Origin of the sequence: Granulicella sp. L46, assembly GCF_009765785.1 — a bacterium.
In the GTDB taxonomy this organism is placed as follows: domain Bacteria; phylum Acidobacteriota; class Terriglobia; order Terriglobales; family Acidobacteriaceae; genus Granulicella.
In genome coordinates, this window is sequence record NZ_LMUT01000003.1 from 616,917 (window position 1) to 643,180 (window position 26,264).

A 26,264-nucleotide genomic window follows, 5' to 3' on the forward strand; every position below is an offset into this window, starting at 1 on the left:
TCATCGTGGACTTCTTCTCCAGCTCGCTCATCGGCGTCTTCCTTGGCTTCGTCTTCGGCGTCGGCTGCGCCCTGGCCGTCATGTACTCCATCTTCATGGGAGGCTACCGCGCCGCCATCAAAGACGCGCACCTGCCCTCGCCCCCAAAACGTCTCGTCGCCGCCCGCGCCAAATACCTTCCCACCCCAGCGCCGACCCCACCCAATGACTAGGCCGCCCGCAACTAGCCCTGCGCCGCGACTTCCCGCCTCAGTGCCTGCACCTCCGCCGTCAATGCCGCCAGCGCCTTCATAATCTCCCCCCGCTGTAAGTCATCGCTCGACAGTTTCTTCCCCTCCACGAAGAACGTCCCATTCGGCTCCAGCACGCACGTGTGCACGTCCCCCAGATCGTTAAACCCATTCTTGTTCAGCACCGAGATCAAATCCTCGTGCGTCAACGACTGGTTCTTGAGCTCCGCCTCGTCCACCACTCCGTCCCGTATCAGTGTCGCCGGATGCCCCGACAGCAGTACCGTAGCCTTCGGAGCACGATATAACACCCACGCCAGCACCCAGTTGATCGCCAGCAGCGAGAATGCCCCCACCAGCCCGCCCGAGACCGAGTTATCGTCCCCAATCATGGCATTCTGTACCGTGTTGGACAAACTCAGCAGTACCACCAGATCGAACGGGTTCAACTGCGCCAGCTCCCGCTTCCCGAAGATCCTCAGAAACACCACCAGGAACAGGTAGACAATCACCGGGCGAAGAATCTTCTCCGCCAACGGAAGCGGCATCAAAAACATGTCGTGGGACAGCGTATGCGTTAGCTCGTGCATCGATAGTATCTCCAATGGCTACAGGCCTATTTCAGACCCACCCCGGGATTAATCCGCCGGTACCTTTGTGCTATCCTAACCGCGACGGTGATCGCGCCTGTGAATCATTCCGGTCCGCCGTTCGACCTGCTGTATTTCTTCTCCTGTACGCGCTAGCCAAGTAAAGTCTCCGACCACGGAGCGCCTATATCCTACTTATTCGCCTCGCGATTCTTTCCGTATGCGATGAGTTACTTTTGGATCAGCTGCGTTCATGCTAGTAGCTAACTCGCCAATGAGAAGAAAGATGCACAGTGCCCACATACACTAGAACTTCAATCTTCGCAGTGATGGTTAGCGAAATTCTTCTGCTATGCTCTGGATACTCTTTTCCATGAGTGCTACCCCCTGCACCCCTATTAGTGCAAGTTTGAGGACCGAATTCTAAATGGCTAAGCCACTTCGTAGCGACGATCCCAATCCACCTAGTGTCCAGTTCCGGGACTTCGGTGTTCTTAACGACGGCCAGCGCAGCAAGGGTGCTGCCGCAGCCTCCATTGCGATCAATGTTACCCTCCTGGCCCTGGTGGTCATCTTGGGCATTGTCATTAAGACCAGCCCCGCGGTCGCCAAAGAGGTTGCTGTCCTGACCCTGCCCCCTCCGCCTCCCCCGGAGAAGCCGATCCCCAAGCCGCCACCCATCAAGATCAAGCCGGCGCCGCCCATGCCAGTGCCGCCACCCAAGATCAAGCTGCCCACGCCGCCGCCCATGCCGGTTCCCCCCGATATGAAGCCGCTGCCCACGCCGCAGCCCAAGCCCGTCCTCGCCCCACCGACACCGCCCAAGGCGGTCACGCCCCCACCCGCGCCGGTCAAAGTCAATCTCGGCGTCGCTTCGGCGGCCTCAGTTCCCAATCATGACCTTCACCCCAGCGCTGTCCGGCTTGGTGTAGCTACCAATCCCCTCAAAACCCTTGATGGTCCCGCCGTATCCAATGTCAACCTCGGCAATGCAGGCATGCCGGGTATGAACAAAGGCAATACAGGCAACGGCCCCCCAGCGACTGCCGTAAACCTCGGTTCCGGTTCACCCAACGGCAAGATGGGTGGCAAGGATAACGCCGCCCAACCCGTTCGCGGAGTCGCACTGGGCTATGGAACCGGCCCTGTTGGCGCCAAGAACTACGCCGCGGTCAAGCCCGTCGGTCTTGGGACCCCTCCGCCAGCGGCCGCCGAACGGCCCGCTATGAGTGCTTCTTCGATTTCGGCTGCAACCCCGCCAAAGGTCACCTTCAAGCCTGAGCCCGTCTATACCCAGGAAGCCAAGGACCACCACGTCGAGGGAGATGCAGTCGTCAAGGTCATCTTCCGTGCCAACGGCACGATCGAAGTCATCGGCCTGGTCCGCGGCCTCGGTTATGGTCTCGACGAACCGGCCCTCCAGGTTGCGCGAGGTATCCGCTTCCACCCCGCGCTCAATGCGGCTGCCGAGCCGGTCGACTTCCCCACCAACGTCATCATTCACTTTGTGATTAATAACTAACCGGTATGCCGACGATACTATTCGGTAGCAAGCTTTTAAAACTTCAGGATATTCTAAAGTCGTATCAGCACAATAGCCCGACAGGCGTACCTGATCAAACGTAGTCTTTTCCAGAATTTAGAAAGGGTCACCCGCAGGGGTGACCGCACTAGCCAAGGAGCCCCCGAATCCTATGAACCTCCCGTCAAAACTGACCGCCGCCGTGGCTCTCACCGTCCTGGTCGCATCGGCCCTGCCCGCTGCAGCCTTCAAACCCAAGAAGGCAGATGCGGACTCCCCCTTTGCGCGCAAGCTCACGCCGACCCAGAATGAACTGGTCAATAAGGCCATCGCCCGCGAGGCCGTCATCATCAAGACCCTCCGCGAGCGCAGCCCCATCGTCGAGACCTATATCCAGAACATGCGTCCCGACCCCGTCATGGGCCAGACCGTAGATAGCGATGCCCATTTCCTGGCACGCGTCGACTTCGGCAAGGTCATCGGTGAGAGCGGCTTCCTCACAGGCAATGAGGCGAAGCAAGGCCGCTTCAAGCACTCCCTCAGCTACGTTACCGGCCTCTCCAAATCGCTGCGTCTCAACTTCAACGAAGCCGGCTTTGTGCGCATGATCGTCATCGATAGCACCGGCTTCGATCGCCAGCACTACAACTTCGCCTTCCTGCGCAACGACTTCCTCGGCACTGTTCCCACCGTGGTCTTCGATGTCGCCCCCATCAAGAAGGTTCCGGGTCGCTTCTTCGGCCGTATCTGGGTTGAGCGCAACGGCGGCAACATCGTCCGTTACGACGGCGACCTGGCCGGCGGCGAGAAAGACAATATCAACGAGTACTTCCACTTCAACTCCGTCCGCACCAACGTTCAGGATGGCCTCTGGCTGCCCACCGCCTCCTATATCGAAGAAACCGACCCCAAGAGCCCGTCTCACAGCCTCAAGTTCAAAGCCATCAACCAGATCTGGGGCTACTCTCTGAAGGTTCCTGCCAAGGAAGAGGACCAGGCAGACATCGAAGTCGAAGGTGCAACCGACGAGAGCTCGCAGAACGGCAACCTGAGCCCCCTCGCCGCCCAGCGCCAGTGGATTCAGCAGGCTGAGGACAACGTCATCGACCGCCTCTTCTCGGCCGGTCTCATCGACGCCCCCAGCGACTTCGACAAGGTGCTCGCCCTGTTGGCCAACAACATCCTGGCCTACAACCAGATCCCCATCGATCGTCCCATCCGCGTTCGTACCCTGCTCACCGCGCCTCTGGAATCAGTAGCGGTCGGCAACACCATCCTGATCTCTAAAGGTATGGTCGACACCACCGCTGTAGTCACCGCGGACGGCGCCCAACAAATGGGTAACCTCAATGCCCTGCTGGCCTTCCAGACCGCCCACATCGTCCTCGGCCATCACATCGACACCAAGTTCGCCTTCAGCGATCGCCTGCTCTTCCCACCTGAGTCGGCCTTCGCCCGCCTTCCGCTCCAGCACACCGATGCCGATGACACCGAAGCCTCGAAAAAAACCCTCGAGCTCCTCAGCGTCAAGGATTTGGCCGACGGACAACAGTACTTCGGCCTTTACCTGCAGCAGTTGCAGGCTCGCGAGAAGGGTCTCAAGGCCCTCACTACCCCGCAACTCGGCGATAGCCTGGTCAAGACCGACGGAACCTTCTGGTTGCAGGCAATCATCTCCAAGTCTCCCAAGCTCAACAACACCGACCTCAAGCAGCAGGCTGCTGAGCCTCTCAACGCCTACCTTCGTAATGATCCCTGGACCGATCAGGTCATCAAGCTGAATGCAGCCGTTGAGCCGCTCCTCAGTGCCCGCGACAAGCTGCCCTTCGAGATCACGCCAGTCTCGGTGAACCTTGCCTACTGGAAGCCGGCCGCTGATCCCGATGCAACCTCCGGCGCCGCCGCACCCGCAGCTGCTCCTGCTGCTCAGCCCCAGCCCTGATCCCTGGGCATCCCCGCCGGGTCCAGGTAACTAATCAGTCACTCCAACCAACGGCACTCACCCTTCCAGTGAGTGCCGTTTTCCGATAGGATCACCACAACCCTCTTCGCACGAGGAGCGTCTTAGCTCCTAAGAGAAGCTTCAACTAACAACAATTGTGTCTCCTTCAGGTTCGTCCAAACTACTGGAATCATGAGGATATCCTCAAATAATGCTGGTATTTCCAGCACAACTTCAACTACACTGAAGTCGAACCCGATACCATACCCCGGCCAATGGAGGCCATCCATTGAAACGAATTGTTCTCATTCTGGCTATGTTGGCTGCTAGCTCCTCTTTTGCTCTCGGACAGGCTATACCCGGTGCCACCCGCAGGATTGATATTCAGGCGGGCGGCCTGTTTACCTACGCCGTCCCCGACTACACTCCGCAGAACGCCATAGGCTATGGCATCTTCGGGGATATAGATATTACCCCCCACTGGGGCGCCGAATTGGCGTTCAATTCGATCGACATCCTCCAGCACTCCCCTGCAAAAGAGTGGACGTTTGAGTATGGTGTCCGTTACCACCGTGACTACGGTCGATTTAGTCCCTACGCCAAACTCTCTGCCGGTCGCGGTACGTTCGATTCCATCCCCCTGTTCTATCAAGGCAACCGGTCTCTGGGCTATAACATGATCGTGTTTGGCGGTGGCACTGACTTCGCTATCAACAACCGCTTCAGCGTTCGCGCCGGTGCTGAGTATCAGGACTGGTTCACGGGCGGCCTCAAAGGCGCGGAGGGCGTTGGTGGACCTGGTCAAGACGTCTACCTGCCCCATGGACTAACGCCGTTCCTCGTTCAGGTTGGCATAGCCTACCACTTCACGGGTAGCGAAAAGATTCAGTAGTTGCACCCTCACCCATTTGCCTGGATAGCCGGGACGGATGATTTGCACGGGCTTACCCACGCAAATCCCTCCACCCCCGCTCTCCAGGCATTTGCCGTTTCTAAGCCGACCCAGCATCTTGCCCACCGAAGGACATCCTTCTCACCGCAAATGCTCAACCCTCCCGGCCGGCCCACCAGGAGACCGTCAACATTCCCGTCAGCATCGAGCCCCCAGCCTCATCGCCCTCGCCTCTAGCCCTCCTATACCGCCTCCCGCGTAGCGGCTCGGGCCTGTATCTTTCCCTCTCCCCCACCAAACAAAGCGGCCCAGCCATAAGGCTGGGCCGCTTGCGTCCTTCCCATCGAATTAGAAGTGGTAGGCAACACCAATCGACGGCGTCATTAAGATGTAGTAACGGTTGGTGGTAAACAGACCATCCGTTGCGCCAAACGTCGGTGCCTTCATGATGAAGCCGCGATACTCTGTCCGAATGTCCCAGCTCGGGCTCAGTTCATACGCCACTCCACCGCCAAACAGGCCGCCAATCTGCAGATCCTGCTTCAGGCCCTTCTGGGTCGTCCCGTTGTCCAGGATTGGCGTAAAGATTTCCACGCCAACGCCGCCTTCCAGAAACGGGTTCCACCGCTTGTACGTCCGCTGGTATACATAAGCGCCGCTAAGCTCCTGCGCGCGCGAGTGTACCCGGCTGTTGGGCTGCGAAATCGGGTTGTACTTAATCGAGTTCTGGAAAAAGGTGTAGTTCAACTCCACAGCGCTGCGGGGTGTCAGCAAATAACGGTAGCTCGCCAGGAAGCCTCCGGTGTGCGTCGTCACCATTGGATGAATATTCAGTCCATAAACGTCTGGTGCCAAAACCCCGAAAAAGCTGATGCTGGCGTCTTGCCGGCTCTCTTGTGCGTGTCCCACGGCGGCGATGCACAACGTCATCAGTGCACCGAGCAAAATTCTTTTCTTCATGCTTGCTGAAATCCCTTCGCATGCTCACCACGGCCCAAAAACTCCACACGTCTCTCGTTGTGGTCGTCCAGCCGGTAACCGCGGCGCGCTATTGTCTTATTGTACCTGTACGCGACGCCGTAACGCGCATCACGCCTCATTCTGGCCCGCATCCTTGCTTGTTTCTTCCTTAAGTTTGTTCTTCCGGTAGTGTCTAAATCATTTTCTGGTGGTCTCCCTATAGACGAAACAAGCCCCGTTCCGTGATCCGGAACGAGGCCTCTTCGCTTGCTTTTTGCTCTCTCTTACGCCTGCGGGCTTCCTGACGGTGGAGGAGGCACAGGCGCGCCCTGCCCTCCCTCATCGCCATGACGCTCCCGCATCCTCGCCTGCATCGCGTCAAACTTCGCCTGCTGATCCGGCGTTAGCACCGCGCGAATCCTCGCCTGCTCACCCTGGTGCAGCGTCATCATCTGCGCCCGCCGATCCCCTGGCGCCAGCGACGCATTCGACCGTATCGTCTCCATCTGTGCATGCGATTCCGTGAAGATCTGCCGCACCTGCGCCGTCTGGCTGTCATTCAGATTCAGCCGCTGCTGCATCATCTCCACGCGCCGCTCCGGATCCATGTGGCGCGGTCCCTGCATCTGCCCGTTCGGCGGCGGCCCTTGCTGTTGCTGATCCGGCGGTGGTGGAGGCGCCGTCTCCTGTTGCGCTACCGCCGCGCTCAAACCCAGCCCGGCACTACACAGCACGACCGCTGCTGCACGAAACATCCTGCTCTTTGCAAAGTTTTCCATCGCCTGTACCCTGCTCTCTCGAAGCATCGCTGCATCCTTTCGCTGCGCTGCCGTCACCAGTACAAACGCGACTTCCCGCAAAATGTTCTGCCTTCCCTTCGAGATTCTTTCGCTGAAACTTTCCCCAATCACCCGCGTCTTAAGCCGGCCCGCCCCCCTCAATTTCGCACCTGCACTTTCCTCTCTGGCTGTCATCCCACAGGGATCTCCCTTTGCTCTTGCTCTTGCTTTTCTAGCTGTCATCCCGCAGGGATCTGCCTTTGCATTTGCGCTTGTTTTTCTGGCTGTCATTCCGAGCGGAGCGAGGAACCTGCTCCTCGCGCGAAGCGCGCCGGTTCTCCCCTACCCATGACTCCAACCCCGCCTCAGCCCTTCTCGACCACAAAACTAAATGGCTTTCCATGCTCCACCGCATGCGCCTGCACCACGCGCAGAAACTCTCTCGCCGCATGGCTCAACGCCGCGCCCCGCCGATGCACCAGCCGCAGCTTCCGCTCCATCTGCAGCTCAGGAACCTCCACCGCCACCAGCGTCCCACTCTCCAGCTCTCCCTCCACCGTCAAGCGCGGCACCAGCGCCACACCATTTCCCCGTTGCACAAACCGCTTGATCGCCTCCAGCGACGGCAGCTCCACCTCCATCTGCAGCGGAATCTTCCGCCGCGCAAACGTCTCAATCACCTTCTGCCGCAGCGGCGACGGCACGTTATGCGCCACAAACGTCTCCTTCCCCAGCCGCGCCACCGTCACCTTTCCCGCCTTCGCCAGCGCATGCCCCGGACTCATCACGCACACCAGCTCATCCGTATACACCAGCGTCGACACCACCTGCGGATCCGCCGGCCGAAAACTCACCACCCCAATCTCCACCGAGTGCGACTGCACCTCGTCCGCAATCCGGCTAGCCAGCGTCCGCTGCACCGCTACCTTGATCCGCGGATGCTCCCTCCGGAACGCATCCAGCACCGGCAACAAATAAAGACACGTGTACTCATTCGCCGCTAGATCCAGCCGTCCCCGATGCAGCGACCTCAAATCCACCAGCGCCGCACCCGCATCCTTCCGCAGATTCAGCATCTTATGCGCGTACTCCAGCAGCACCTTGCCGGCGTCGGTAGGCTGTCCCGCCGACCGTTCCAGCAGCGTCTCCCCCAGCTCCGCCTCCAACTTCGCAATTACCTGGCTCACCGCCGGCTGCGTACGGTGCAAACGTGCCGCCGCTCGTGAGAAACTTCTCTCCTCAGCGACGGCAACAAATGTCTCGAGCTGAAATAAATCCACGCGCCCCCACTCAGATTCCGTGCTTCGATCTGACCTATAGGATCATTAGAATGCACAATACATCTGGTTCTGAGCATAAGGGTACGTTATGATCCTGTCTAGACGGAAAGGTCTTCAATCTATGGCTACCGACACCCAGCTCGTCATCTTCGACACCACCCTCCGCGACGGCGAGCAGTCTCCCGGCTGCACCATGCACCACGCCGAAAAGCTGCGCTTCGCCCACCAGCTCGCCTCCCTCGGCGTCGACATCATCGAAGCCGGCTTCGCCATCGCCTCCCACGGCGACTTCAACTCCGTCCATACCATCGCCCGCGAAGTAAGTGGTCCGCGCATCGCCTCCCTCGCCCGCTGCAAACGCGAGGACATCGAAGCCGCCGCCCGTGCCGTCGAGCCCGCCGCCAAGAACCGCATCCACGTCTTTCTCGCCAGCTCCGACCTCCACCTCGAAGCCAAGCTAAAAATCACCCGCGCCCAGGCCCTCGACAATGTCGCCACCGCCGTCGCGCTCGCCCGCACCTTCGCCGACGACGTAGAGTTCTCCACCGAAGACGGCACCCGTTCCGACCTCAACTTCCTCGTCGAAATGGTCAACGTCGCCGTACAAGCCGGCGCCACCACCATCAACATCCCCGACACCGTCGGCTACACCACCCCCGCTGAGTACAAGCAGCTCTTCGAAACCGTCCGCCTCCGCGTTCCCGGCAGCGAGAAAATCATCTTCTCCACCCACTGCCACGACGACCTGGGCATGGCCGTAGCCAACTCCCTCGCCGGAGTAGAAGGCGGAGCCCGCCAGATCGAGTGCACCATCAACGGCATTGGCGAACGCGCCGGCAACGCCGCCCTCGAAGAGATCGCCGCGGCCATCGCCACCCGCCACGACCGCTACCCCTACACCACCAACCTCGTCATGACCGAGCTCTACCCCACCTCCCACATGCTCGGCGAGATCATCAGCTTCACCTGCCCGCCCAACAAAGCGGTCGTCGGGAAAAACGCCTTCGCCCACGAGTCCGGCATCCACCAGCACGGCGTCCTCTCCAACCCCCTCACGTACGAAATCATGACACCAGCCTCAGTAGGCTTCTCCGGCCAGAACATCGTGCTAGGCAAACACAGCGGGCGCAAAGCCTTAGAGTTCCGCCTCAAAGAACTAGGCCACACCCTCTCCACCGAAGAACTCAACGCGGTCTACCACCGTTTCACCGAACTAGCCGACCGCAAGAAGAACATCTACGACCAGGACATAGTAGCCCTACTCCACGCCCCAACCACTGAACCCCTGGTCACCAACGTCCCGTAGCTCGCCACTGAGTTGTCGTACGCCACAGATTTGTCATCCCGCGCGGCAGGCGGAGGACCTGCTTCAAGGTTTTGTCGTTGCCTTGCTTTCGCCTTTGCTAGTTTTTCGTCGTTGCCTTGCTTTCGCCTTTGCTAGTTTTTCGTCGTCGCCTTGCTTTCGCCTTTGCTAGTTTTTCGTCGTCATCCTGAGCGAAGCGAAGGACCCCCGTATTGTCTGTTGCGCTTGCAGTTGTCGTTGCGCTTGCAGTTGTCGTTGCACTTGCTTTTCTGTCTGTCATTCCGAGCGAAGCGAGGAACCTGCTTCCTCCCGTTCTTCACTAACACTAGCCACTAATCACTGGACGCCCATGAACCTCAAGATCGCAATCCTCGCCGGCGACGGCATCGGCCCCGAAGTCACCCACGAAGCCGTCAACATCCTCCAGGCAGTAGCCGAAGCCGGCGGCCACGACTTCACCTTCACCGAAGCCCTTCTCGGCGGCGTAGCCATCACTGCCAAGGGCACGCCCCTCCCGCAGGAAACCATCGACATCGCGCTAGACTCCGACGCGGTGCTCCTCGGCGCGGTAGGCGACAACAAGTTCAACGCGCTCTCCCCCGACAAGCGCCCCGAGTCCGGCCTCCTGCAAATCCGCCAAATCCTCGGCGGCTTCGCAAACCTGCGCCCCTCGGTCGCGTACCCCGCGCTCAGCGAAAATTCCCCCCTCCGCCCCGAAGTCACCAAAGGCGTCGACATCCTCTTCGTCCGCGAACTCCTCGGCGGCCTCTACTTCGGCCAACCCCGCAGCTGGAACAAGGACGCATCCGCCCCCGGCGGCGGCGAAGCCATCAACACCATGCGCTACACCCGCGACGAAGTAGTCCGCGTAGCCCGCATAGCCTTCGAGCTAGCCGGCAAGCGCCGCAAGAAACTCACCTCGGTAGACAAGGCCAACGTCCTCGAGTGCTCCCAACTCTGGCGCGCAACCGTCGACTCGCTCAAGTCCGACTACCCCGACATCACCGTCGAGCACCAGCTAGTCGACTCCATGGCCATGCACCTCATGAACGTCCCCCGCAACTTCGACGTAGTACTCACCGAAAACCTCTTCGGCGACATCCTCTCCGACGAATCCGGCATCATCACCGGCTCCCTAGGCATGCTCCCCTCAGCCACCATCGGCGGCAAAGTAAATCTCTACGAACCAGTCCACGGCTCTGCCCCAGACATAGCCGGCACCGGCAAAGCGAACCCCCTGGGCGCGATCCTCACCGCAGCCATGGTCCTCCGCCACTCGGCAAATCTCGAGCAGGAAGCCCTCGCGATCGAAGCAGCAGTACAGCAAGTCCTAACCGCCGGCCACCGCACCGCCGACATAGCCCGCGGCAACATATCAGCAACGGTCACCACCCAACAAATGGGCAAGCTAGTCCACAGCGCCCTAGCCGAATCCATCGACCGCAGCCAATCCCTCCACGCCGTCTAGCAACGTCGTTGCTTTTGTCTTTCTGGTTGTCATCCCGTAGGGATCTGCTTCTGTCGTTGCAATTGCTGTTGTCGTTGCTTTTGTTCTTGTCGTTGCTTTTGCTCCTGTCGTTGCTTGTTTTTCGCCGTCATCCTGAACGAAGTGAAGGACCCCCGTATTTGCTTTTGTGGTTGTCGTTGCTCTTGCTCTTGCTCTTGCTCTTGCTCTTGCTCTTGCTTTTCTAGCTCACATCCCGCAGGGATCTACTTCCGCTCTTTCCGACAATGCGCACAAACCTCCAACTCGCCGCCACCCTCCTCCTCTCCATCGGAGCAGCGACGACCACCCGCGCCCAAGTCTCCGACCCCAACAAACTAATCGCCCCACCGCCCCGCAATCCCGCGCTCCAGCACACGGCACCCGCCGACAACCTCCAGTACCTCTGGCAATTCACCCACCCCGCCCCCCTCGGCGAAGCGGCCAACCTCCGTGTCGACGCCCGCTTTCAATCCTTCCTCCGCGACGCCTTCCCCCAGCCCCAATCCATGTGGGGCCCGCCCAACAGCAATGAGCCCCTCGCCACCATCATCCCGCTCTTCCTCACCCAATACGGAGCCGTCACCGCCACCGACAACCGCTACATCACTATCGACGGCTGCGTTCCATCCTTCTGCGCCGCCTCCGGCCTCCTCTGGATAGACCTCGGCCGCCCCCACCCCCTGGCCGTCTTCGCCGCCGTCAACTGGAATCCCGAAGACCACACCACCGACCAACCTCAGGCCGACTACAACCTCTGGCTCTTCGCCAACCACCAGCTCGACGCAGACGCCCTCCCGCTAGCCCTAACCCAAGCCATCGCCCACTGGAACATCCGTCTCGCCACAGCGCACCGCCTGGTCCCCCACATCGCCCACGCCCTCCTCGTCGAGCCCGACGGCACTCCGCTCGCCCTCAACCCCGAACAAGCCGGCGCCAACACCATAGCCCCTCAACCCGACACCACAACGCAAGCCGCAGCCAACTGACATTTCGCACTTCAACTGACAACGAAGAACTGACAACTGAGAACTAATCCCCATGACCACATCCACACCCCGCACCCTCTTCGAAAAAGTCTGGCAGCAGCACGTAGTCACCGAACCCGCCGGCGAGCCCACCATTCTCTACATCGACCTTCAGCTAGTCCACGAGGTCACCTCCCCACAAGCCTTCGAAGGCCTCCGCCTGGCCAACCGTCCGCTGCGCCACCCCGAGCGCCACGTCGCGACGGTAGACCACAACGTCCCCACAACCTCCGTCCACGATCGCCTAGTCATCACCGACCAGATCGCCGACGCCCAAATCAAAGCCCTCCGCAAAAACTGCGCCGACTACGGCATCGAGCTCTTCGACGTCCAGGACGCCGAGCAAGGCATCGTCCACATGATCGGCCCCGAGCTAGGCCTCACCAAGCCCGGCATGACCATCGTCTGCGGCGACAGCCACACCAGCACCCACGGAGCCTTCGGAGCCCTCGCGTTCGGCATCGGCACCAGCGAAGTAGAGCACGTCATGGCCACGCAAACCCTCCCGCAGGACAAGCCCAAAACCTTCCGCATCACTGTAGACGGCGAGCTCCCTCCCGGTGTCACGGCCAAGGACATCATCCTCGACATCATCGGCCGCATAGGCACCGACGGAGCCACCGGCCACGTCATCGAATACGCCGGCTCCGCCATCCGCGCCCTCTCCATGGAAGGCCGCATGACCATCTGCAACATGAGCATCGAAGCGGGAGCCCGCGCCGGCATGATCGCCCCCGACGCCACCACCTTCGCCTACCTAAAAGGCCGCCGCTTCTCCCCCGGCACAAAAAATTATGAGTTGTCATCCTTCGCCAAAGGCGGAGGATCTGCTTCTCCAGCCGACACCATCGACGAAGCCACCTGGAACCTCGCCGTAGAGCAATGGTCCGCCCTGGTCACCGACACCAACGCCACCTTCGACCGCGAGCTAGCCATCGACGCCTCCACCCTCGCCCCGTCCGTCACCTGGGGCACGTCCCCCGGCATGGTCACCACCATCGACGCGACCGTCCCCTCCCTAGCCGACGCCCGCTCCGAAGCCGATCAGAAATCCTTCTCCCGCGCCTACGAGTACATGGACCTAAAGCCCGGCACCCCCATCGAAGCCATCAAAGTAGACGCGGTCTTCCTGGGCTCCTGCACCAACGGCCGCATCGAAGACCTCCGCGCCGCCGCCAAGGTAGTCGACGGCTACCACGTAGCCACCACGGTCCGCGCCATGGTCGTCCCCGGCTCCCAAGCGGTCAAGCATCAAGCCGAGCAGGAAGGCCTCGACCGCATCTTCAAGTCCGCCGGCTTCGAATGGCGCGAGCCCGGCTGCTCGATGTGTCTCGGCATGAACCCCGACATCCTCCAGCCCGGCGAACGTTGCGCCTCCACATCCAACCGCAACTTCGAAGGCCGCCAGGGCCGCGGAGGCCGCACCCACCTCCTCAGCCCCGCCATGGCCGCAGCCGCCGCCATCACCGGCCACTTCACCGACATCCGCACCTGGAAATTCAACAAATGATCAAACCGCCGCCGTTGCTGTTGTCGTTGCGTTTGCTGTTGTCGCGCCGGTCGTTCGCGTCACCCAAACTCTCGTCATCCTGAGCGGAGCGAATGGACCCCTGTAGTTGTCGTTGCTGTTGCTGTTGCCTGTTTCACCGGATTAGCGGCGGGCTTTAGCCCGCGGTACCACCACCAAATGAAGAGGGGCTTTAGCCCCGGGCCTTTCGCCCCTCGAGGTACGAACCCAATGCGACCCATCAACACCCTGACCTCCACCGCCGCCCCGCTCCCGCTCCCCAACATCGACACGGACCAAATCATCCCCAAGCAATTCCTAAAACGCATCGAGCGCACCGGCTACGAAAACTTCCTCTTCTACGACTGGCGCCGCCTCCAGGAAGGCCCTGACGCCGGCCAGCCCAACCCCACCTTCGTCCTCAACAAGCCCGAGTACAAGGGCGCCGAAATCCTCCTCGCCGAGCGCAACTTCGGTTGCGGCTCCTCGCGCGAACACGCCGCCTGGGCCATCAACCAGTACGGCTTCCGCGCCGTCATCGCCCCCTCCTTCGCCGACATCTTCTTCTCCAACGCCGGCAAGAACGGCATCATCCTCGTCCGCCTCACGAACGCTGAAGTCGAAACCCTCATCCAGCGCAGCACCGCCAACCCGCAACACAAACTAACCATCTCGCTGGAAGACCAAACCGTCACCGACGCCGAAGGCTTCCACGCGACCTTCGACATCGACCCCTTCCGCAAGCACTGCCTCTTGAACGGTCTCGACGACATCGGCCTAACCCTTCTCCACGAAGACAAACTAAACGCCTACGAATCCAACCACCAAAAAGAATTCTGGCTCTCCCCGAAAGCAAACATCGCCTAACACCCAATGCCGACGCCCCTCCATCTCGATCGCCGCACCCTCCTCAAGTCGCTAGCCTTCGCAGCGGCTGCGAGTTCCTTCGGCGTAGCGTTCGGCGATGATCAGCTTCACCAACCTCTCCCCGCCTGGACCGAAGGCCACTTCGACATCCACCACATCGACACCGCCCGCGGCAACTCCGCGCTCCTCATCTTCCCCGACGGCACCACCATGCTCATCGACGCCGGCGACGTCACCAACGCACCTGCCGACACCATCAACCCCGCCCGCCCCAACGCCTCCCGTCGCGCCGGCGAATGGATCGCCCGTTACATCCTCGCCCACTCCCCCAAGCCCACCCTCGACTACTTCCTCGCCACCCACATCCACGGCGATCACATCGATGGCCTCCCCGACGTAGTCACACAAGTCCCGATCACCACCTGCATCGACCGCGCCTTCCCCAACTACGCGCCCAACCAACTCCCCGCCACCGCCCCCTTCGCGCAAAACTATCTCACCTACCTCCGCACCCGCACCAGCAACAACCAGTCCGTTGAAGCCGCGCAAGTAGGTTCCACTACGCAAATCCGTCAGCACCTTCACCCCGAAAAATATCCCACCTTCAGCGCCCGCATCCTCTCCGCCAACGGCAACATCTGGAACCCCACCACCAACGCAGTCGACGCGCACCTCGCCAACATCCCCCACGCCTACGAGAACAACTTCTCCATCGCCACGCGCTTCACCTACGGCGCCTTCAGCTACTTCACCGGAGGCGATCTCAACTGCGACACCTTCGATGGCCGCGTCCCCGAGCTCGACACAGAATCCCCCGTAGCCCGCGCCGCCGGCCGCACCGAAGTCGCCGTCGCCGACCATCACGGCTACTTCGACGCCTGCGGCCCCGCCTTCACCAACTCCCTCAACGCCCAGGCCTACATCATCCCCTCATGGGACATCGGCCACCCCGGCAGCGCCCAAATGCAGCGCATGCTCGGCGCCTGGAACGACAACAACGGCAAAGCCACGCACGACGTCTTCGCCCTCGAGCTCCTCCCCGCCAACGCCCTCCTCAACCGCCGCTTCGCCCCGCAACTAAAATCGCAAACCGGCCACGTAGTAGTCCGCGTAGCCCCCGGCGGCAGCACCTACACCATCCACACCCTCGACGCCACCACCGAAAACGGCACCATCACCGGCACCTTCGGTCCCTACCAATGCAGAGCCTAGACCATCAAGGGAACACGATGACCAACACCACGAGCAAGCTCAACTCGAATACCTTTACCCAACGCGCAATCCTCGCGCTCACCCTGCTCCTCGCCATCACTCCGCACCTGCGCGCGCAAGCAACCGCCTCCGCACCACTCCCCGCGCAACTCACCACCGCGACCACCGCCTTCCTCGCCAACGCCGGCCTCGACAACGCCACCAGCACCCAGGCCTACAACACCTTCTACCAGGGCCTCTACACCTGGAATCACTACCAGATGAAGCCCACCCCCGCAGCCGCTGAACTTACCTTCGAGCTCTCCATCAACAGCCTCGTCACGAACGTCAACAACGGCTCCTCCTTGAACGACACGTACCTACGCCTCGTCATTCGCGATACCAAAACGGGCGCCCTCCTCTGGAGCCTCTCCGAAAATATCCGCCCCGCCGCTCGCCAAAAAACCTTGGACACAAACCTCAACGACGCCGCGACGAAACTCCTAGCCGATCTAAAAGCCGTGACCTCATCCTCCACTGCTTCTGCACCGCGGTAACGCACAAAATCATCAAGGACCCAATGACAAACACCGGCAAGACCCACAGCAACGCACTCACCGAAGGCCCCTCCCGCGCCGCAGCATTTTTCCTCTGCATCGTTGGTGCTCTCCTTCTTGCGGTCGCACCCAGGCTGTCCGCGCAGGCAACTCCGTCGCACATTCCGACGCAGATCGCCTCGGCCAAAACAGTTTTCCTCTCCAACAATCTCGGAGCGCCGCTGGCCGACACGGACAAAATCTTCAATGAGATCTATGCAGGAGTTCAACAGCAGAACCGATTCACTATCGTCACCGACCCGCAAACCGCCGATCTTCTCTTGCAATTCAGCCTCGTCAACAGTGGGGGTGCTGGCGTAGTTCAAACCATCACGCTGCAAATCATCGACCCCAAGACGCAGGTGATTCTCTGGTCCGTCAGCGACGCGGGACAGACAAAGGCTATCTATGGCTCCAAAGATAGAGACCTCAATAAGTACGACGTCGTGGATAGCGTCCTCGCCTATCTCAAAATCATCTCTGGACCGCAACCCACAACTTCGTACTAGGGAGAAAGCATCCTCATGGCCAACACCGGCAAGACCCACAGCAACGCACTCACCGAAGGCCCCTCCCGCGCCGCAGCCCGCGCCATGCTCCGCGGCGTCGGCTTCTCCAAAGAAGATCTCCACAAACCCATCATCGGCATCGCCAACACCTGGACCGAAATCGGCCCCTGCAACTTCCACCTCCGCGATGTAGCCGAGGCCGTCAAGCAAGGCATCCGCGAAGCCGGCGGCACGCCTATGGAGTTCAACACCGTCACCATCTCCGACGGCATCACCATGGGCACCGAAGGCATGAAAGCCTCACTCATCTCCCGCGAAGTCATCGCCGACAGCATCGAATTAGTCGCCCGCGGCAACTCCTTCGACGGCCTCGTCTGCATCGCCGGTTGCGACAAAAATATGCCCGCCGCGATCATGGCCCTCGCCCGCCTCAACATCCCCGGCCTCATGCTCTACGGCGGCTCCATCGCCCCCGGCCACATGCACGTAGGCGCCGACAACAAGACTCCCGACCCCACCTCCACCAAGACGATCGACATCACCATCCAGCAAGTCTTCGAAGCCATCGGCTCCCACGCCGCCGGCCGCATCACCGACGCCCAACTAGAAGAAGCCGAAGCCACCGCCTGCCCCGGCCCCGGAGCCTGCGGCGGCCAGTTCACCGCCAACACCATGGCCATGGCCGGCGAGTTCCTCGGCATCTCCCCCATCCAACTTACCGGCGTCCCCGCCATGTCCGCAGAAAAACACGAAGCCTCCCGCGCGGCTGGTCGCTTAGTAATGGACCTGGCCCGCTCCGGCCTCACCCCCCGCAAAATCATGACGCGCGAGTCCCTCGACAACGCCATCGCCGCCGTCTGCGCCTCAGGAGGCAGCACCAACGCAGTCCTCCACTTAATCGCCATCGCCAGCGAGCTAGACATCCCTCTCACCGTCGAGGACTTCGACAACATCAGCGAAAAAACTCCCTTCATCTGCGACCTCCAGCCCGGCGGCAAGCTCGTCGCCAAGGACTACCAGGACGCCGGCGGCTCCCGCGTCCTAGCCGCCCGTCTCCTCGAGCGCGGTCAACTGAATAACACTTCTACCGTCTCCGGCAAAACCCTCCACGAAGAGGCCGCGCTCGCCGTCGAAACCCCCAACCAGCAAGTCATCCACCCCTGGTCGAACCCGCTCAAGCCAACCGGCGGCCTGGTCATCCTCAAAGGCAACCTCGCCCCCGAAGGCTGCGTAGTAAAAGTAGCCGGCCACGAGCGCATTCACCACACCGGCACCGCCCGCGTATTCGACAGCGAAGACGCCTGCTTCCACGCCGTAGAAGCCGGCCTCATCAACCCCGACGACGTCTTAGTCATCCGCTACGAAGGCCCCCGCGGAGGCCCCGGCATGCGCGAAATGCTAGCCGTCACCGCAGCCATCAAAGGCATCCCCGAACTCTCCAAAACCGTAGCCCTCTTAACCGACGGCCGTTTCAGCGGAGCCACCCACGGCCTAATGGCCGGTCACGTAGCTCCCGAAGCCCAGCTAGGCGGCCCCATCGCCGCCGTCCACGAAGGCGACACCATCACCTTCGACATCCCCAACCGCAAACTAACCCTCAACGTCTCCGACGAAGAAATAGCCGCCCGCCTAAAAACCATCAAGCCCCCACCTCCGCGCTACAAGCGAGGCGTCTTCGCCAAATACACCAACTCCGTAAGCGGCGCCAGCCAGGGCGCCGTCACCAACTAACCCGAGGCCAAACCACCGTCCTCCAACCGCCGTCATCCTGACCGTAGTGAAGGATCCCTGCATTGCTATTTGTCGTTGCACTTGCTGTTGCACTTGCCTTTCTTTCTGTCATTCCCTCTGGGAATCTGCTTCCGCTCTTGCACCTGTATTTGCATCTGCCCTTGTCGTTGTATTCAACACGCAACGCCATGAAAGGTTTTTAACCGTGAAGACGACAAGACTCACCACCTCCGAATCGTTGGCGCTCGACGTCATTCGCGTAGTGGCGTCTGCGGTCGTGGCGTTTGGTCACCTCACCCAGTCTTATTTCTCCACTGGCTGGCGAGACTACACCTACCTGGCGCAGGACTCCGTAGCAGTCTTCTTCGTACTCTCCGGTTTTGTCATCCGTTACGTCACCTGCAGGCGAGCCGGCACCTTCGGCGGCTACCTCAGCGATCGAGCCTCGCGAATTTATTCCGTTGCCATACCGGCACTGCTCTTCACCGCCCTCATCGTCCCTATCGTTCTTCGCTACGACCCGGCCCTGTACAACAGCATTCCCAAAAGTTCCGGCTCGACGGCATACCAGCTTGCGATCAACCTCGCTTTCCTTGGTCAGCTTCCATTCCATGCGACCGAAGCGCTCATCAATCTTCCGTACTGGTCCGTGACCTACGAGGTCGCCTATTACGTTCTCTACGGCTGCTTCTTTTATCTCTCCGGCAAAACGCGCTGGCTTTCGCTTCTATTCCTCGCCCTCCTCGCAGGCACAGCCGTCCTCTATCTCTTCCCTTTGTGGATCGCCGGCTGCATTACCCATGATCTTTACCAACGCTGGAACGAAGAAGGCACAACTCTCAGGAACCTCCTTCGCGCCACATTGATCAGCGTGATCGCGCTAGGGATCGCAATCCTCCTGCTAAAGCATTTTCATTTAGCCGGCCAGCTTAGCCATTACCGCCCGTCCAGTGTCGGCGATCGACTCCCCATCACTAGTTATGCGTTTGGCGGATTCTCGGCCATCGCGTTTATTGCCATCCTCTCCTTCGCTCGTCGATTCGCGATCAGCTCGGAATCAACCTTCGTCAAAGTCACCCGCTTTATCTCCGAAGGCACCTTCCCCCTCTACCTCTTGCATTTCCCACTGTTGGTGTTAATCGCAGCCTGTATTCCTTATAACCACGCCGCAGTCATTCCTAAATTAGCCATCTTCTTCTTCGTCCTGCTTGCCGGCATCCTTGCAGGACATCCGTGCAATCTCTTAAAGGACCGACTTCGCAACCTATTTCAGTACGCCCTGTCTCGCCCCGCTACTTCAAGCTAGCTTGCGTTACTACTTACGAGGACCATTCGCATGTCAACTAACACCAACCAACACCCCACCCTAACCGGCTCCGAAATCCTCTGGGCCACCCTAGCCGGCGAAGGCACCACCACCGTCTTCGGTTACCCCGGCGGCGCCATCCTCCCGATCTACGATGCGCTGAGAAAATTCCCCACCATCCATCACGTTTTGGTCCGCCACGAGCAAGGCGCCGCCCACATGGCCGACGGCTACTCCCGCGCCTCGGGCCGCGTAGGCGTCTGCATGGCCACGTCCGGCCCCGGTGCCACCAACCTCGTCACCGGCCTCGCCACCGCCATGCTCGACAGCATCCCCATCGTCGCCATCACCGGCCAGGTCTCCTCCAAAGTCCTCGGCAGCGACGCCTTCCAGGAGATCGACATCACCGGCATCACCCTCCCCGTCACCAAGCACAACTTCCTCGTCACCCGCGCGGAAGACATCGCCCCCGCCGTCCGCGAGGCCTTCCAGATCGCCCGCTCCGGCCGCCCCGGCCCCGTCCTCGTCGACATCACCAAGGACGCCCAACAAGCCTCCGCCCTCTTCGACTTCGATGCCGCCAAGCCCCACGCCTACCGCCCCCACCCCATGCTGCGCGCCGAGTCATCCTCCATCCGCGAAGCCGTAGAGCTCATCCAGCAATCCCAGCGCCCCATCATCCTCGCCGGCCACGGCATCGTCGAGAGCGGTGCCGAAAAAGAAGTCATCGCCTTCGCCGAAGCCCACCAAATCCCCATCGCCAGCACCCTCCTCGGCCTCGGCGCCATCCCCGCCGCCCACCCTCTCTCCCTCGGCATGATGGGCATGCACGGCGAGAGCTGGGTCAACAACGCCATCCAGCAAGCCGACCTCCTCCTCGCCTTCGGCATGCGCTTCGACGACCGCGTCACCGGCAACCTCACCAAGTATTCCCCCAACTCCAAAAAGATCCACGTAGAAATCGACCCCTCCGAGATCAACAAAAACGTCCGCGTAGATGTAGCCCTAATCGGCGACCTAAAAGAAGTCCTAAACCTCTTACAGCCGTTGCTTTCAACTGACAACGGACAACTAACAACTGAGAACCCCACCCACCAGTGGCTGGATACCATCAATCAGTCCAAAGGCACCGCCGCAGTCCGCGACATCATCAACCTCCCCGACAACGGACACCTCTACGCCGCGCACGTCATCAACGACATCTGGCACGAAGCCGCCGCCGCCGGCCGCCTCGAACAAACCATCATCGTCACCGACGTAGGCCAGCACCAGATGTGGGAAGCCCAATACTTCAAGCACGAAGCCCCCCGCTCCCTCATCACCTCCGGAGGCCTCGGCACGATGGGCTTCGCTCTCCCCGCAGCCATCGGTGCGAAGACTGCCTGCCCCGACAAAGACGTCTGGGTCATTGCCGGCGACGGCGGCTTCCAGATGACCGCCGCCGAGCTCTCCACCATCGTCCAGGAAAACCTCGCCATCAACATCGCGGTCATCAACAACGGCTTCCTCGGCATGGTCCGCCAGTGGCAGGAGACCTTCTACGACAAAAATTATTCTGCGTCCCCCATCCTCTCTCCCGACTTCGTCCTCTTAGCCGCAGCCCACGGAATAGCCGGCGCCAACGTAAGCAAGCGCTCTGACGTGACGCCCACAGCCACCAAAGCCCGCACCTCCAACCAGCCATTCTTAATTAACTTCCAAGTAGAAAAAGAAGACGGCGTCTACCCCATGATCACCCCCGGCTCTGCCCTCCACGAAATGGTCCGCCGCCCCACCAACGACCCCCTCCTCGAACTCCCGGAGGAAGATTAATTATGCCGCGACTTTCCGCACGAAATATCCTGATGACAATTTGTTTTCTGGCGGCAGGCTATTGCCTGATTCAGTCGATTTTTTGGCACGTGATGGCAGCCCTGCCGGGGCTCTACGGGCTCACGTGGGGGAAAATTTCCGGCCTTTTGCTAATTGCTGAAATCATCTCGCTCGCGCTCTTCTTCAAGTGGCCGATTGCACTCCTTACGTTCACCACACTGCGACTCGCGCTGTCCGCCTTTCGCTTTTTCCCATGGGATGGCGCCGGACCGAAGGCCTTCACTACGCAGCATGCATGGACCCTCGCGCTTTTTTTTGTGACGATTTCCGCCACATTCATTTCGCTCATGCCGGACCGGCCTCAACTGCACCCTCGCAGCTCCACCACGTGACGACCACCCTCCAACTCGCCACCCCCCGCCTCCTCCTCCGCCCCTGGCAGGACCGCGACCGCGCGCCCTTCGCCACCATGAACGCTGATCCCGAAGTCATGCGCTACTTCCCCACCCTGATGACGCAGCAAGAAACCGACGACGCAGCCGATCGCTACAACCAGCAACTCGACCGCGACGGCTTCACCATGTTCGCCGTCGAAGACCGCACCGACCAATCCTTCCTCGGCGTACTCGGCGCGCAAACCATGCGCTTCGAAATCCCCAACCTCCCTCAACCGGCCGTAGAAATCGGCTGGCGTCTAGCCTCACAAGCCCAAGGCCGCGGCCTCGCCACCGAAGGCGCCCACGCCATCATTAACCACCTCCGCAACGAAACCACCATCCGTGAAGTCGTAGCCATCACCACCCCCGACAACCTCGCCTCGCAAAACGTCATGCGCAAACTAAACATGACCGTCCGCCCAGAGCTCACCTTCGACCACCCGCTCATCGCCGCCGACCATCCACGCCGCCAACACGTCCTCTACAACCTGGACCTCTCTTCGCCCTATGCCAAATAATCTTCAGCCACGGATTCTCCTGCCAACACCTCTACACCGCGCCAACTAACTGACAACTGAGAACGGACAACCAACATGCTCCATACCTTCGTCGCATTAGTCCAAGACAAACCCGGCGTCCTCACCCGCGTCGCCTCCCTCTTCCGCCGCCTCAACATCAACATCGTCTCGCTCACGGTAGGCGAGTCCGAGCGCGCCGACACCTCGCGCATGACCATCGTCGCCGACGCACCCGAGAACGCCGCGCATCGCATCCGCGCCTCCCTCTACAAGCTCGAAACCACCATCGACGTCGATGAGGTCAACCGCTCCGAAGCCGTCGTCCGCGAGCTCTGCCTCATCAAGGTAGCCGCCGGCCCCAACCAGCCCCACGGCCTCCACTCCCGCTCCCAAATCTTCGAGCTAGCGCAAGTCTTCCGCGCCCGCGTCGTCGACCTCGCTCCCGAATCCATCATGCTCGAAATGACCGGCAGCGCCTCCAAAATCGAAGGCCTCCTGCAAGTCCTCCGCGAAAGCTCCTACACCGTCCTCGAGGTCTCCCGCACCGGCCGCATGGCCATGCGTCGCGGCCACCACACCACCCGCGTCCTCAAGGCCCTCGGCACCCCTGGCAACAATCCCTCGGCCCCTACAGAAAATCCCTCGCCGTCCGCGCAGGACCTAACCGACGACGAAATCCTCCCCACCGAATTTGACGAAGAGTAGGAACGCCGTTCCGAGTCACGCCTACGATTCCCAAAACTTCCCTAAACTAATAACTGACAACTGAGAACGAACAACCGAAAGGCATCTCTAATGGCAAAGACCTACCACGACCAAGACGCAGACCTCTCCCTCATCCAAGCCAAAAAAGTAGCCATCATCGGCTACGGCTCCCAGGGCCACGCCCACGCCCTCAACCTCAAGGACTCCGGCGTCGACGTCCGCGTAGGCCTCCGCCCAAACTCTCCCAACGCCAAAAAGGCAGCCCTCGCCGGCCTCCACGTCGGCTCCGTCGCCGAAGTCTCCGCCTGGGCCGACGTCATCATGAACCTCACGCCCGACCAGACCGCCGCGCGCGTCTATCACGACGAGATCGCCCCCAACATGAAGCCCAACGCCACCCTCATGTTCGCGCACGGCTTCAACATCCGTTTCCGCACCATCACCCCTCCCCCCACGGTTGACGTCTCGCTCGTCGCACCCAAGGCCCCCGGCCACCGCGTCCGCGAAGTCTTCACCGAAGGCGGCGGCGTCCCCGCACTAGTAGCCGTCGAGCAGGATGCCAGCGGCACCGCCCTCGCCCTCGCTCTCTCCTACGCCAAAGGAATCGGCTGCACCCGCGCCGGCGTTCTCCAAACCACCTTCACCGAAGAGACCGAGACCGACCTCTTCGGCGAGCAGGCAGTCCTCTGCGGCGGTACCTCGGCCCTCGTCAAGGCTGGCTTTGAAACCCTCACCGAAGCCGGCTACCAACCCGAGCTCGCCTACTTCGAAGTCCTCCACGAGCTCAAGCTCATCGTCGACCTCATGCAGCGCGGCGGCCTCGAATACATGCGCCACTCCATCTCCGATACCGCCGAGTGGGGCGACTACGTCAGCGGCCCCCGCATCGTTACGCCCGCCGTCAAGCAGGCCATGAAAGAAGTTCTCGCCGACATCCAGTCCGGCGCCTTCGCCAAGCGCTTCATCGACGACCAGAACAACGGCCGCAAGGAGTTCGAAGCGTTCCGCGCCCAGGATCGCAACCACCCCATCGAAAAAGTAGGCGCCGAACTCCGCGCCGGCATGCCCTTCCTCGACCCCGTCAAGGTAGTCGACGGCGCCGTGGTCAAAGCCTAACCAACCCGCACCAAACCGGGTGCCCCATGTCTCGCTTCTGAGACATGGGGTTTCTCTTTGCGCACCATTTTCAACCAGTCTTCCGCGGAGGCTCCGCCGCACTCCCCCGCAACCGCCCACTCTTCAGCTTCCAGCTAAACTGCCGCTTCCTCAACATCGCCCCAAACTGTTCCGCCGGCACCGGCGAGCTAAAGTAAAACCCCTGCGCCTCATCACAATCCTGGGCTCGCAAAAACTTCATCTGCTCGAGAGATTCGACGCCCTCGGCCACCACTCGCAGTTTCAGGCTCCGTCCCATACGAATGATCGCCACCGCGATCGACGTGTCGTCCAACTGCTCCTTCAGCGGGCGCAGGAACGACCGGTCGATCTTCAAAATATCCACCGGCAGCCTTTTCAGGTGACTCAAGCTCGAGTAGCCTGCGCCAAAATCATCAATCGACACCTTCACGCCCATCCCTCTTAAATGCTGCAGCACCGCCAGCGCTCGCTCCGGCAGATTCATCAGCACTGTCTCCGTCACCTCCAACTCCAGCGACGCAGGGCTCAGCCCCGTCTCTTCCAGCACCCGGCACACCTCGTTGCGAAAGTTAGCATCCTGCAGTTGAATTGCCGAAGCATTCACAGCCATACTCACCGCCGGCAGCCCTTCGTCCAACCAACTCGCCGCCTGCCTGCACGCCTCGCGCAGCACCCATGAGCCAATCGGCAACATCAGCCCACTCTCTTCCGCCACAGCAAGGAAGGTCTCCGGAGTCACTACCCCGCGCGAGCCGCTGGTCCACCGCAGCAACGCCTCCACCCCCGCGATCGCACCTGTCTTCAGATCAATCGTCGGCTGATAATGCAGCTGAAACTCATTCCTCCCCAACGCCCGCCGCAGGTCCTCTTCGATTGACCGCCGATACACCGCCCGTGCATTCATCGCCGGCTTGAAAAACTTCACGCACCCGCGCCCACTCGCCTTCGCCTGGTACAGCGCCGTATCGGCATGCTTCACCAGCGTCTCTGCGTCCACTCCATCCGCCGGATAGCGGCTTACCCCAATGCTCGCCGTCAGGTAAAGCTGGTTCTCCCCAATCGAGTGCACGCTAGCGACCGCGTCCAGAATTCTCTTCGTCACCACCTGCGCGTCTGCCTTGGTCTTCACCTCCTGCAGCAGCACTACGAACTCATCGCCGCCCTGCCGGCTCACCGTGTCCGGCGTCCGTACCTGTTCCTGCAGCCGTTCTGCAACCGACTGCAGCAGCTTGTCCCCTACCAAATGTCCCAGCGAATCATTCACCTGCTTAAACTGGTCCAGGTCGATATACAGCACCGCCACTTCACCCGAGTGCCTCTCCGCCAGCGCAATCGCCTGCCCCAGCCTGTCCTCCAGCAGGAGCCGATTCGGCAGCCCCGTAAGAAAATCATGCTGCGACGCATGCATCATCTCTTCCGCCACGCGCCGCGCCTCGCTCACATCCCGAAACACGATCACCGACCCGGTAACCTTCCCACCCCGACCGTGAATCGGTGCCGTCGAGTCCTCAATGTAAATCTCTCCCCCATCCCGGCGAATCAAAATACAACACCCCGGCAGATGCCCCGGCCGGTGTTGCTGTCTCGACGACTCCATCGGATCTGGAATGCTCTCCCGCGTCGTCGCATCCACGACCTTAAACACCTCTTCGATCGACCGGCCGCGCGCCTCCCTCACCGGCCACCCTGTTAATCTCTCCCCCACCACGTTGAGAAACGTAATCTTCGCCTCGCGGTCCGTACTGATCACAGCTTCGCCAATCGACTCCAGTGTCACCTGGGCGCGATCCTTCTGCTCAACGTTTACTCTCTTGATTCCAGCTTTAGACACTTCACCCAACTTCTTGACGGGACTAACCCCGGCAACCATCTCAGCGTCCGCAGGAAAATCGCCTATCCTTCATCAGACACCTCCGCGGCCCTCGGCGTTGCATTGAGC

24 protein-coding genes are annotated in these 26,264 nt (G+C 60.8%); 19 read left to right on the forward strand and 5 right to left on the reverse strand.

What is annotated here, in order from left to right:
• The first annotated feature begins 5 nt into the window (after positions 1-5).
• Positions 6-212, forward strand: coding sequence for a hypothetical protein (locus GSQ80_RS03510; RefSeq protein WP_371315676.1), 207 nt, complete (start codon positions 6-8; stop codon positions 210-212).
• 11 nt (positions 213-223) lie between these two features.
• Here GSQ80_RS03510 and GSQ80_RS03515 read toward each other — a convergent pair whose 3' ends face one another.
• Positions 224-820, reverse strand: coding sequence for a DUF421 domain-containing protein (locus GSQ80_RS03515; RefSeq protein ID WP_254059413.1), 597 nt, complete (start codon positions 818-820; stop codon positions 224-226).
• A gap of 427 nt (positions 821-1,247) precedes the next feature.
• On the opposite strand from GSQ80_RS03515, the gene GSQ80_RS03520 reads away from it, so the two are divergent.
• From GSQ80_RS03520 to GSQ80_RS03530, 3 genes are all read left to right on the forward strand, one after another.
• On the forward strand, positions 1,248-2,342 hold the full coding sequence (locus tag GSQ80_RS03520; RefSeq protein ID WP_158786099.1) for an energy transducer TonB: 1,095 nt from the start codon (positions 1,248-1,250) through the stop codon (positions 2,340-2,342).
• Between the two features lie 172 nt (positions 2,343-2,514).
• Positions 2,515-4,284 carry a hypothetical protein gene (locus GSQ80_RS03525; protein ID WP_158786100.1) on the forward strand — a complete coding sequence of 590 codons (1,770 nt, stop codon included), beginning with the start codon at positions 2,515-2,517 and terminating at the stop codon, positions 4,282-4,284.
• Positions 4,285-4,573: 289 nt separating this feature from the next.
• Positions 4,574-5,176 carry an outer membrane beta-barrel protein gene (locus GSQ80_RS03530; protein ID WP_158786101.1) on the forward strand — a complete coding sequence of 201 codons (603 nt, stop codon included), beginning with the start codon at positions 4,574-4,576 and terminating at the stop codon, positions 5,174-5,176.
• Positions 5,177-5,524: 348 nt separating this feature from the next.
• On the opposite strand, the gene GSQ80_RS03535 is transcribed toward GSQ80_RS03530, so the two are convergent.
• The 3 genes from GSQ80_RS03535 to GSQ80_RS03545 all read right to left on the reverse strand — a co-directional run bounded on the left by GSQ80_RS03535 (position 5,525) and on the right by GSQ80_RS03545 (position 8,195).
• On the reverse strand, positions 5,525-6,136 hold the full coding sequence (locus GSQ80_RS03535; RefSeq protein ID WP_158786102.1) for an outer membrane protein: 612 nt from the start codon (positions 6,134-6,136) through the stop codon (positions 5,525-5,527).
• A gap of 284 nt (positions 6,137-6,420) precedes the next feature.
• Positions 6,421-6,891 carry a hypothetical protein gene (locus tag GSQ80_RS03540; protein ID WP_216850109.1) on the reverse strand — a complete coding sequence of 157 codons (471 nt, stop codon included), beginning with the start codon at positions 6,889-6,891 and terminating at the stop codon, positions 6,421-6,423.
• 389 nt (positions 6,892-7,280) lie between these two features.
• Positions 7,281-8,195, reverse strand: a complete 915-nt coding sequence (locus GSQ80_RS03545; RefSeq protein ID WP_158786104.1) for a LysR family transcriptional regulator — start codon at positions 8,193-8,195, stop codon at positions 7,281-7,283.
• A 121-nt stretch (positions 8,196-8,316) separates the two neighbouring features.
• Between GSQ80_RS03545 and GSQ80_RS03550 the strand changes: the two genes are divergently transcribed.
• The 15 genes from GSQ80_RS03550 (at position 8,317) to ilvC (ending at position 24,304) form a co-directional block, all read left to right on the forward strand.
• Positions 8,317-9,501 carry a 2-isopropylmalate synthase gene (locus GSQ80_RS03550; RefSeq protein ID WP_158786105.1) on the forward strand — a complete coding sequence of 395 codons (1,185 nt, stop codon included), beginning with the start codon at positions 8,317-8,319 and terminating at the stop codon, positions 9,499-9,501.
• A gap of 346 nt (positions 9,502-9,847) precedes the next feature.
• On the forward strand, positions 9,848-10,966 hold the full coding sequence (gene leuB, locus GSQ80_RS03555) for a 3-isopropylmalate dehydrogenase (RefSeq protein ID WP_158786106.1): 1,119 nt from the start codon (positions 9,848-9,850) through the stop codon (positions 10,964-10,966).
• A 263-nt stretch (positions 10,967-11,229) separates the two neighbouring features.
• Complete coding sequence (locus GSQ80_RS03560; protein WP_158786107.1) at positions 11,230-11,970, forward strand: hypothetical protein; 741 nt, start codon at positions 11,230-11,232, stop codon at positions 11,968-11,970.
• A 52-nt stretch (positions 11,971-12,022) separates the two neighbouring features.
• Entirely contained in the window at positions 12,023-13,519 is a 1,497-nt protein-coding gene (leuC, locus tag GSQ80_RS03565; RefSeq protein ID WP_158786108.1) for a 3-isopropylmalate dehydratase large subunit, read from the forward strand.
• A 228-nt stretch (positions 13,520-13,747) separates the two neighbouring features.
• A complete protein-coding gene (gene leuD, locus GSQ80_RS03570; RefSeq protein WP_158786109.1) occupies positions 13,748-14,383 on the forward strand; it encodes a 3-isopropylmalate dehydratase small subunit in 636 nt (211 codons plus the stop codon).
• Between the two features lie 6 nt (positions 14,384-14,389).
• Positions 14,390-15,595 carry a ComEC/Rec2 family competence protein gene (locus GSQ80_RS23615; protein WP_158786110.1) on the forward strand — a complete coding sequence of 402 codons (1,206 nt, stop codon included), beginning with the start codon at positions 14,390-14,392 and terminating at the stop codon, positions 15,593-15,595.
• 17 nt (positions 15,596-15,612) lie between these two features.
• Positions 15,613-16,131, forward strand: coding sequence for a hypothetical protein (locus GSQ80_RS03580; protein WP_158786111.1), 519 nt, complete (start codon positions 15,613-15,615; stop codon positions 16,129-16,131).
• 23 nt (positions 16,132-16,154) lie between these two features.
• Positions 16,155-16,679, forward strand: coding sequence for a DUF4136 domain-containing protein (locus GSQ80_RS03585; protein WP_158786112.1), 525 nt, complete (start codon positions 16,155-16,157; stop codon positions 16,677-16,679).
• Between the two features lie 15 nt (positions 16,680-16,694).
• Entirely contained in the window at positions 16,695-18,410 is a 1,716-nt protein-coding gene (ilvD, locus tag GSQ80_RS03590) for a dihydroxy-acid dehydratase (RefSeq protein WP_158786113.1), read from the forward strand.
• Between the two features lie 205 nt (positions 18,411-18,615).
• Positions 18,616-19,716 (forward strand): acyltransferase, encoded by a 1,101-nt coding sequence (locus GSQ80_RS03595; RefSeq protein ID WP_158786114.1) that lies wholly within the window; start codon positions 18,616-18,618, stop codon positions 19,714-19,716.
• Between the two features lie 30 nt (positions 19,717-19,746).
• On the forward strand, positions 19,747-21,528 hold the full coding sequence (gene ilvB / locus GSQ80_RS03600; RefSeq protein ID WP_158786115.1) for a biosynthetic-type acetolactate synthase large subunit: 1,782 nt from the start codon (positions 19,747-19,749) through the stop codon (positions 21,526-21,528).
• 2 nt (positions 21,529-21,530) lie between these two features.
• Complete coding sequence (locus tag GSQ80_RS03605) at positions 21,531-21,920, forward strand: hypothetical protein (RefSeq protein WP_158786116.1); 390 nt, start codon at positions 21,531-21,533, stop codon at positions 21,918-21,920.
• On the forward strand, positions 21,917-22,483 hold the full coding sequence (locus tag GSQ80_RS03610) for a GNAT family N-acetyltransferase (RefSeq protein ID WP_158786117.1): 567 nt from the start codon (positions 21,917-21,919) through the stop codon (positions 22,481-22,483). The genes GSQ80_RS03605 and GSQ80_RS03610 overlap by 4 nt, the downstream gene beginning before the upstream one ends.
• 75 nt (positions 22,484-22,558) lie before the next feature.
• On the forward strand, positions 22,559-23,188 hold the full coding sequence (ilvN, locus tag GSQ80_RS03615) for an acetolactate synthase small subunit (protein WP_158786118.1): 630 nt from the start codon (positions 22,559-22,561) through the stop codon (positions 23,186-23,188).
• A gap of 90 nt (positions 23,189-23,278) precedes the next feature.
• Positions 23,279-24,304 carry a ketol-acid reductoisomerase gene (gene ilvC / locus GSQ80_RS03620; RefSeq protein WP_158786119.1) on the forward strand — a complete coding sequence of 342 codons (1,026 nt, stop codon included), beginning with the start codon at positions 23,279-23,281 and terminating at the stop codon, positions 24,302-24,304.
• A 70-nt stretch (positions 24,305-24,374) separates the two neighbouring features.
• Here ilvC and GSQ80_RS03625 read toward each other — a convergent pair whose 3' ends face one another.
• Positions 24,375-26,156: a bifunctional diguanylate cyclase/phosphodiesterase gene (locus GSQ80_RS03625; RefSeq protein ID WP_158786120.1), complete on the reverse strand. Its 1,782-nt coding sequence runs from the start codon at positions 26,154-26,156 to the stop codon at positions 24,375-24,377.
• Positions 26,157-26,264: the final 108 nt, after the last annotated feature.

What these genes read in the sequence shown, in the direction of transcription:
- GSQ80_RS03540 (WP_216850109.1), bottom strand. Translation starts at nt 6,891, where the DNA reads ATGTTTCGTGCAGCAGCGGTCGTGCTGTGTAGTGCCGGGCTGGGTTTG.
- GSQ80_RS03525 (WP_158786100.1), top strand. Translation starts at nt 2,515, where the DNA reads ATGAACCTCCCGTCAAAACTGACCGCCGCCGTGGCTCTCACCGTCCTG.
- GSQ80_RS03515 (WP_254059413.1), bottom strand. Translation starts at nt 820, where the DNA reads ATGCACGAGCTAACGCATACGCTGTCCCACGACATGTTTTTGATGCCG.
- leuB (WP_158786106.1), top strand. Translation starts at nt 9,848, where the DNA reads ATGAACCTCAAGATCGCAATCCTCGCCGGCGACGGCATCGGCCCCGAA.
- GSQ80_RS03550 (WP_158786105.1), top strand. Translation starts at nt 8,317, where the DNA reads ATGGCTACCGACACCCAGCTCGTCATCTTCGACACCACCCTCCGCGAC.
- GSQ80_RS03520 (WP_158786099.1), top strand. Translation starts at nt 1,248, where the DNA reads ATGGCTAAGCCACTTCGTAGCGACGATCCCAATCCACCTAGTGTCCAG.
- GSQ80_RS03535 (WP_158786102.1), bottom strand. Translation starts at nt 6,136, where the DNA reads ATGAAGAAAAGAATTTTGCTCGGTGCACTGATGACGTTGTGCATCGCC.
- ilvB (WP_158786115.1), top strand. Translation starts at nt 19,747, where the DNA reads ATGTCAACTAACACCAACCAACACCCCACCCTAACCGGCTCCGAAATC.
- GSQ80_RS03585 (WP_158786112.1), top strand. Translation starts at nt 16,155, where the DNA reads ATGACAAACACCGGCAAGACCCACAGCAACGCACTCACCGAAGGCCCC.
- leuC (WP_158786108.1), top strand. Translation starts at nt 12,023, where the DNA reads ATGACCACATCCACACCCCGCACCCTCTTCGAAAAAGTCTGGCAGCAG.
- ilvD (WP_158786113.1), top strand. Translation starts at nt 16,695, where the DNA reads ATGGCCAACACCGGCAAGACCCACAGCAACGCACTCACCGAAGGCCCC.
- leuD (WP_158786109.1), top strand. Translation starts at nt 13,748, where the DNA reads ATGCGACCCATCAACACCCTGACCTCCACCGCCGCCCCGCTCCCGCTC.
- GSQ80_RS03580 (WP_158786111.1), top strand. Translation starts at nt 15,613, where the DNA reads ATGACCAACACCACGAGCAAGCTCAACTCGAATACCTTTACCCAACGC.
- GSQ80_RS23615 (WP_158786110.1), top strand. Translation starts at nt 14,390, where the DNA reads ATGCCGACGCCCCTCCATCTCGATCGCCGCACCCTCCTCAAGTCGCTA.
- ilvN (WP_158786118.1), top strand. Translation starts at nt 22,559, where the DNA reads ATGCTCCATACCTTCGTCGCATTAGTCCAAGACAAACCCGGCGTCCTC.
- GSQ80_RS03560 (WP_158786107.1), top strand. Translation starts at nt 11,230, where the DNA reads ATGCGCACAAACCTCCAACTCGCCGCCACCCTCCTCCTCTCCATCGGA.
- ilvC (WP_158786119.1), top strand. Translation starts at nt 23,279, where the DNA reads ATGGCAAAGACCTACCACGACCAAGACGCAGACCTCTCCCTCATCCAA.
- GSQ80_RS03605 (WP_158786116.1), top strand. Translation starts at nt 21,531, where the DNA reads ATGCCGCGACTTTCCGCACGAAATATCCTGATGACAATTTGTTTTCTG.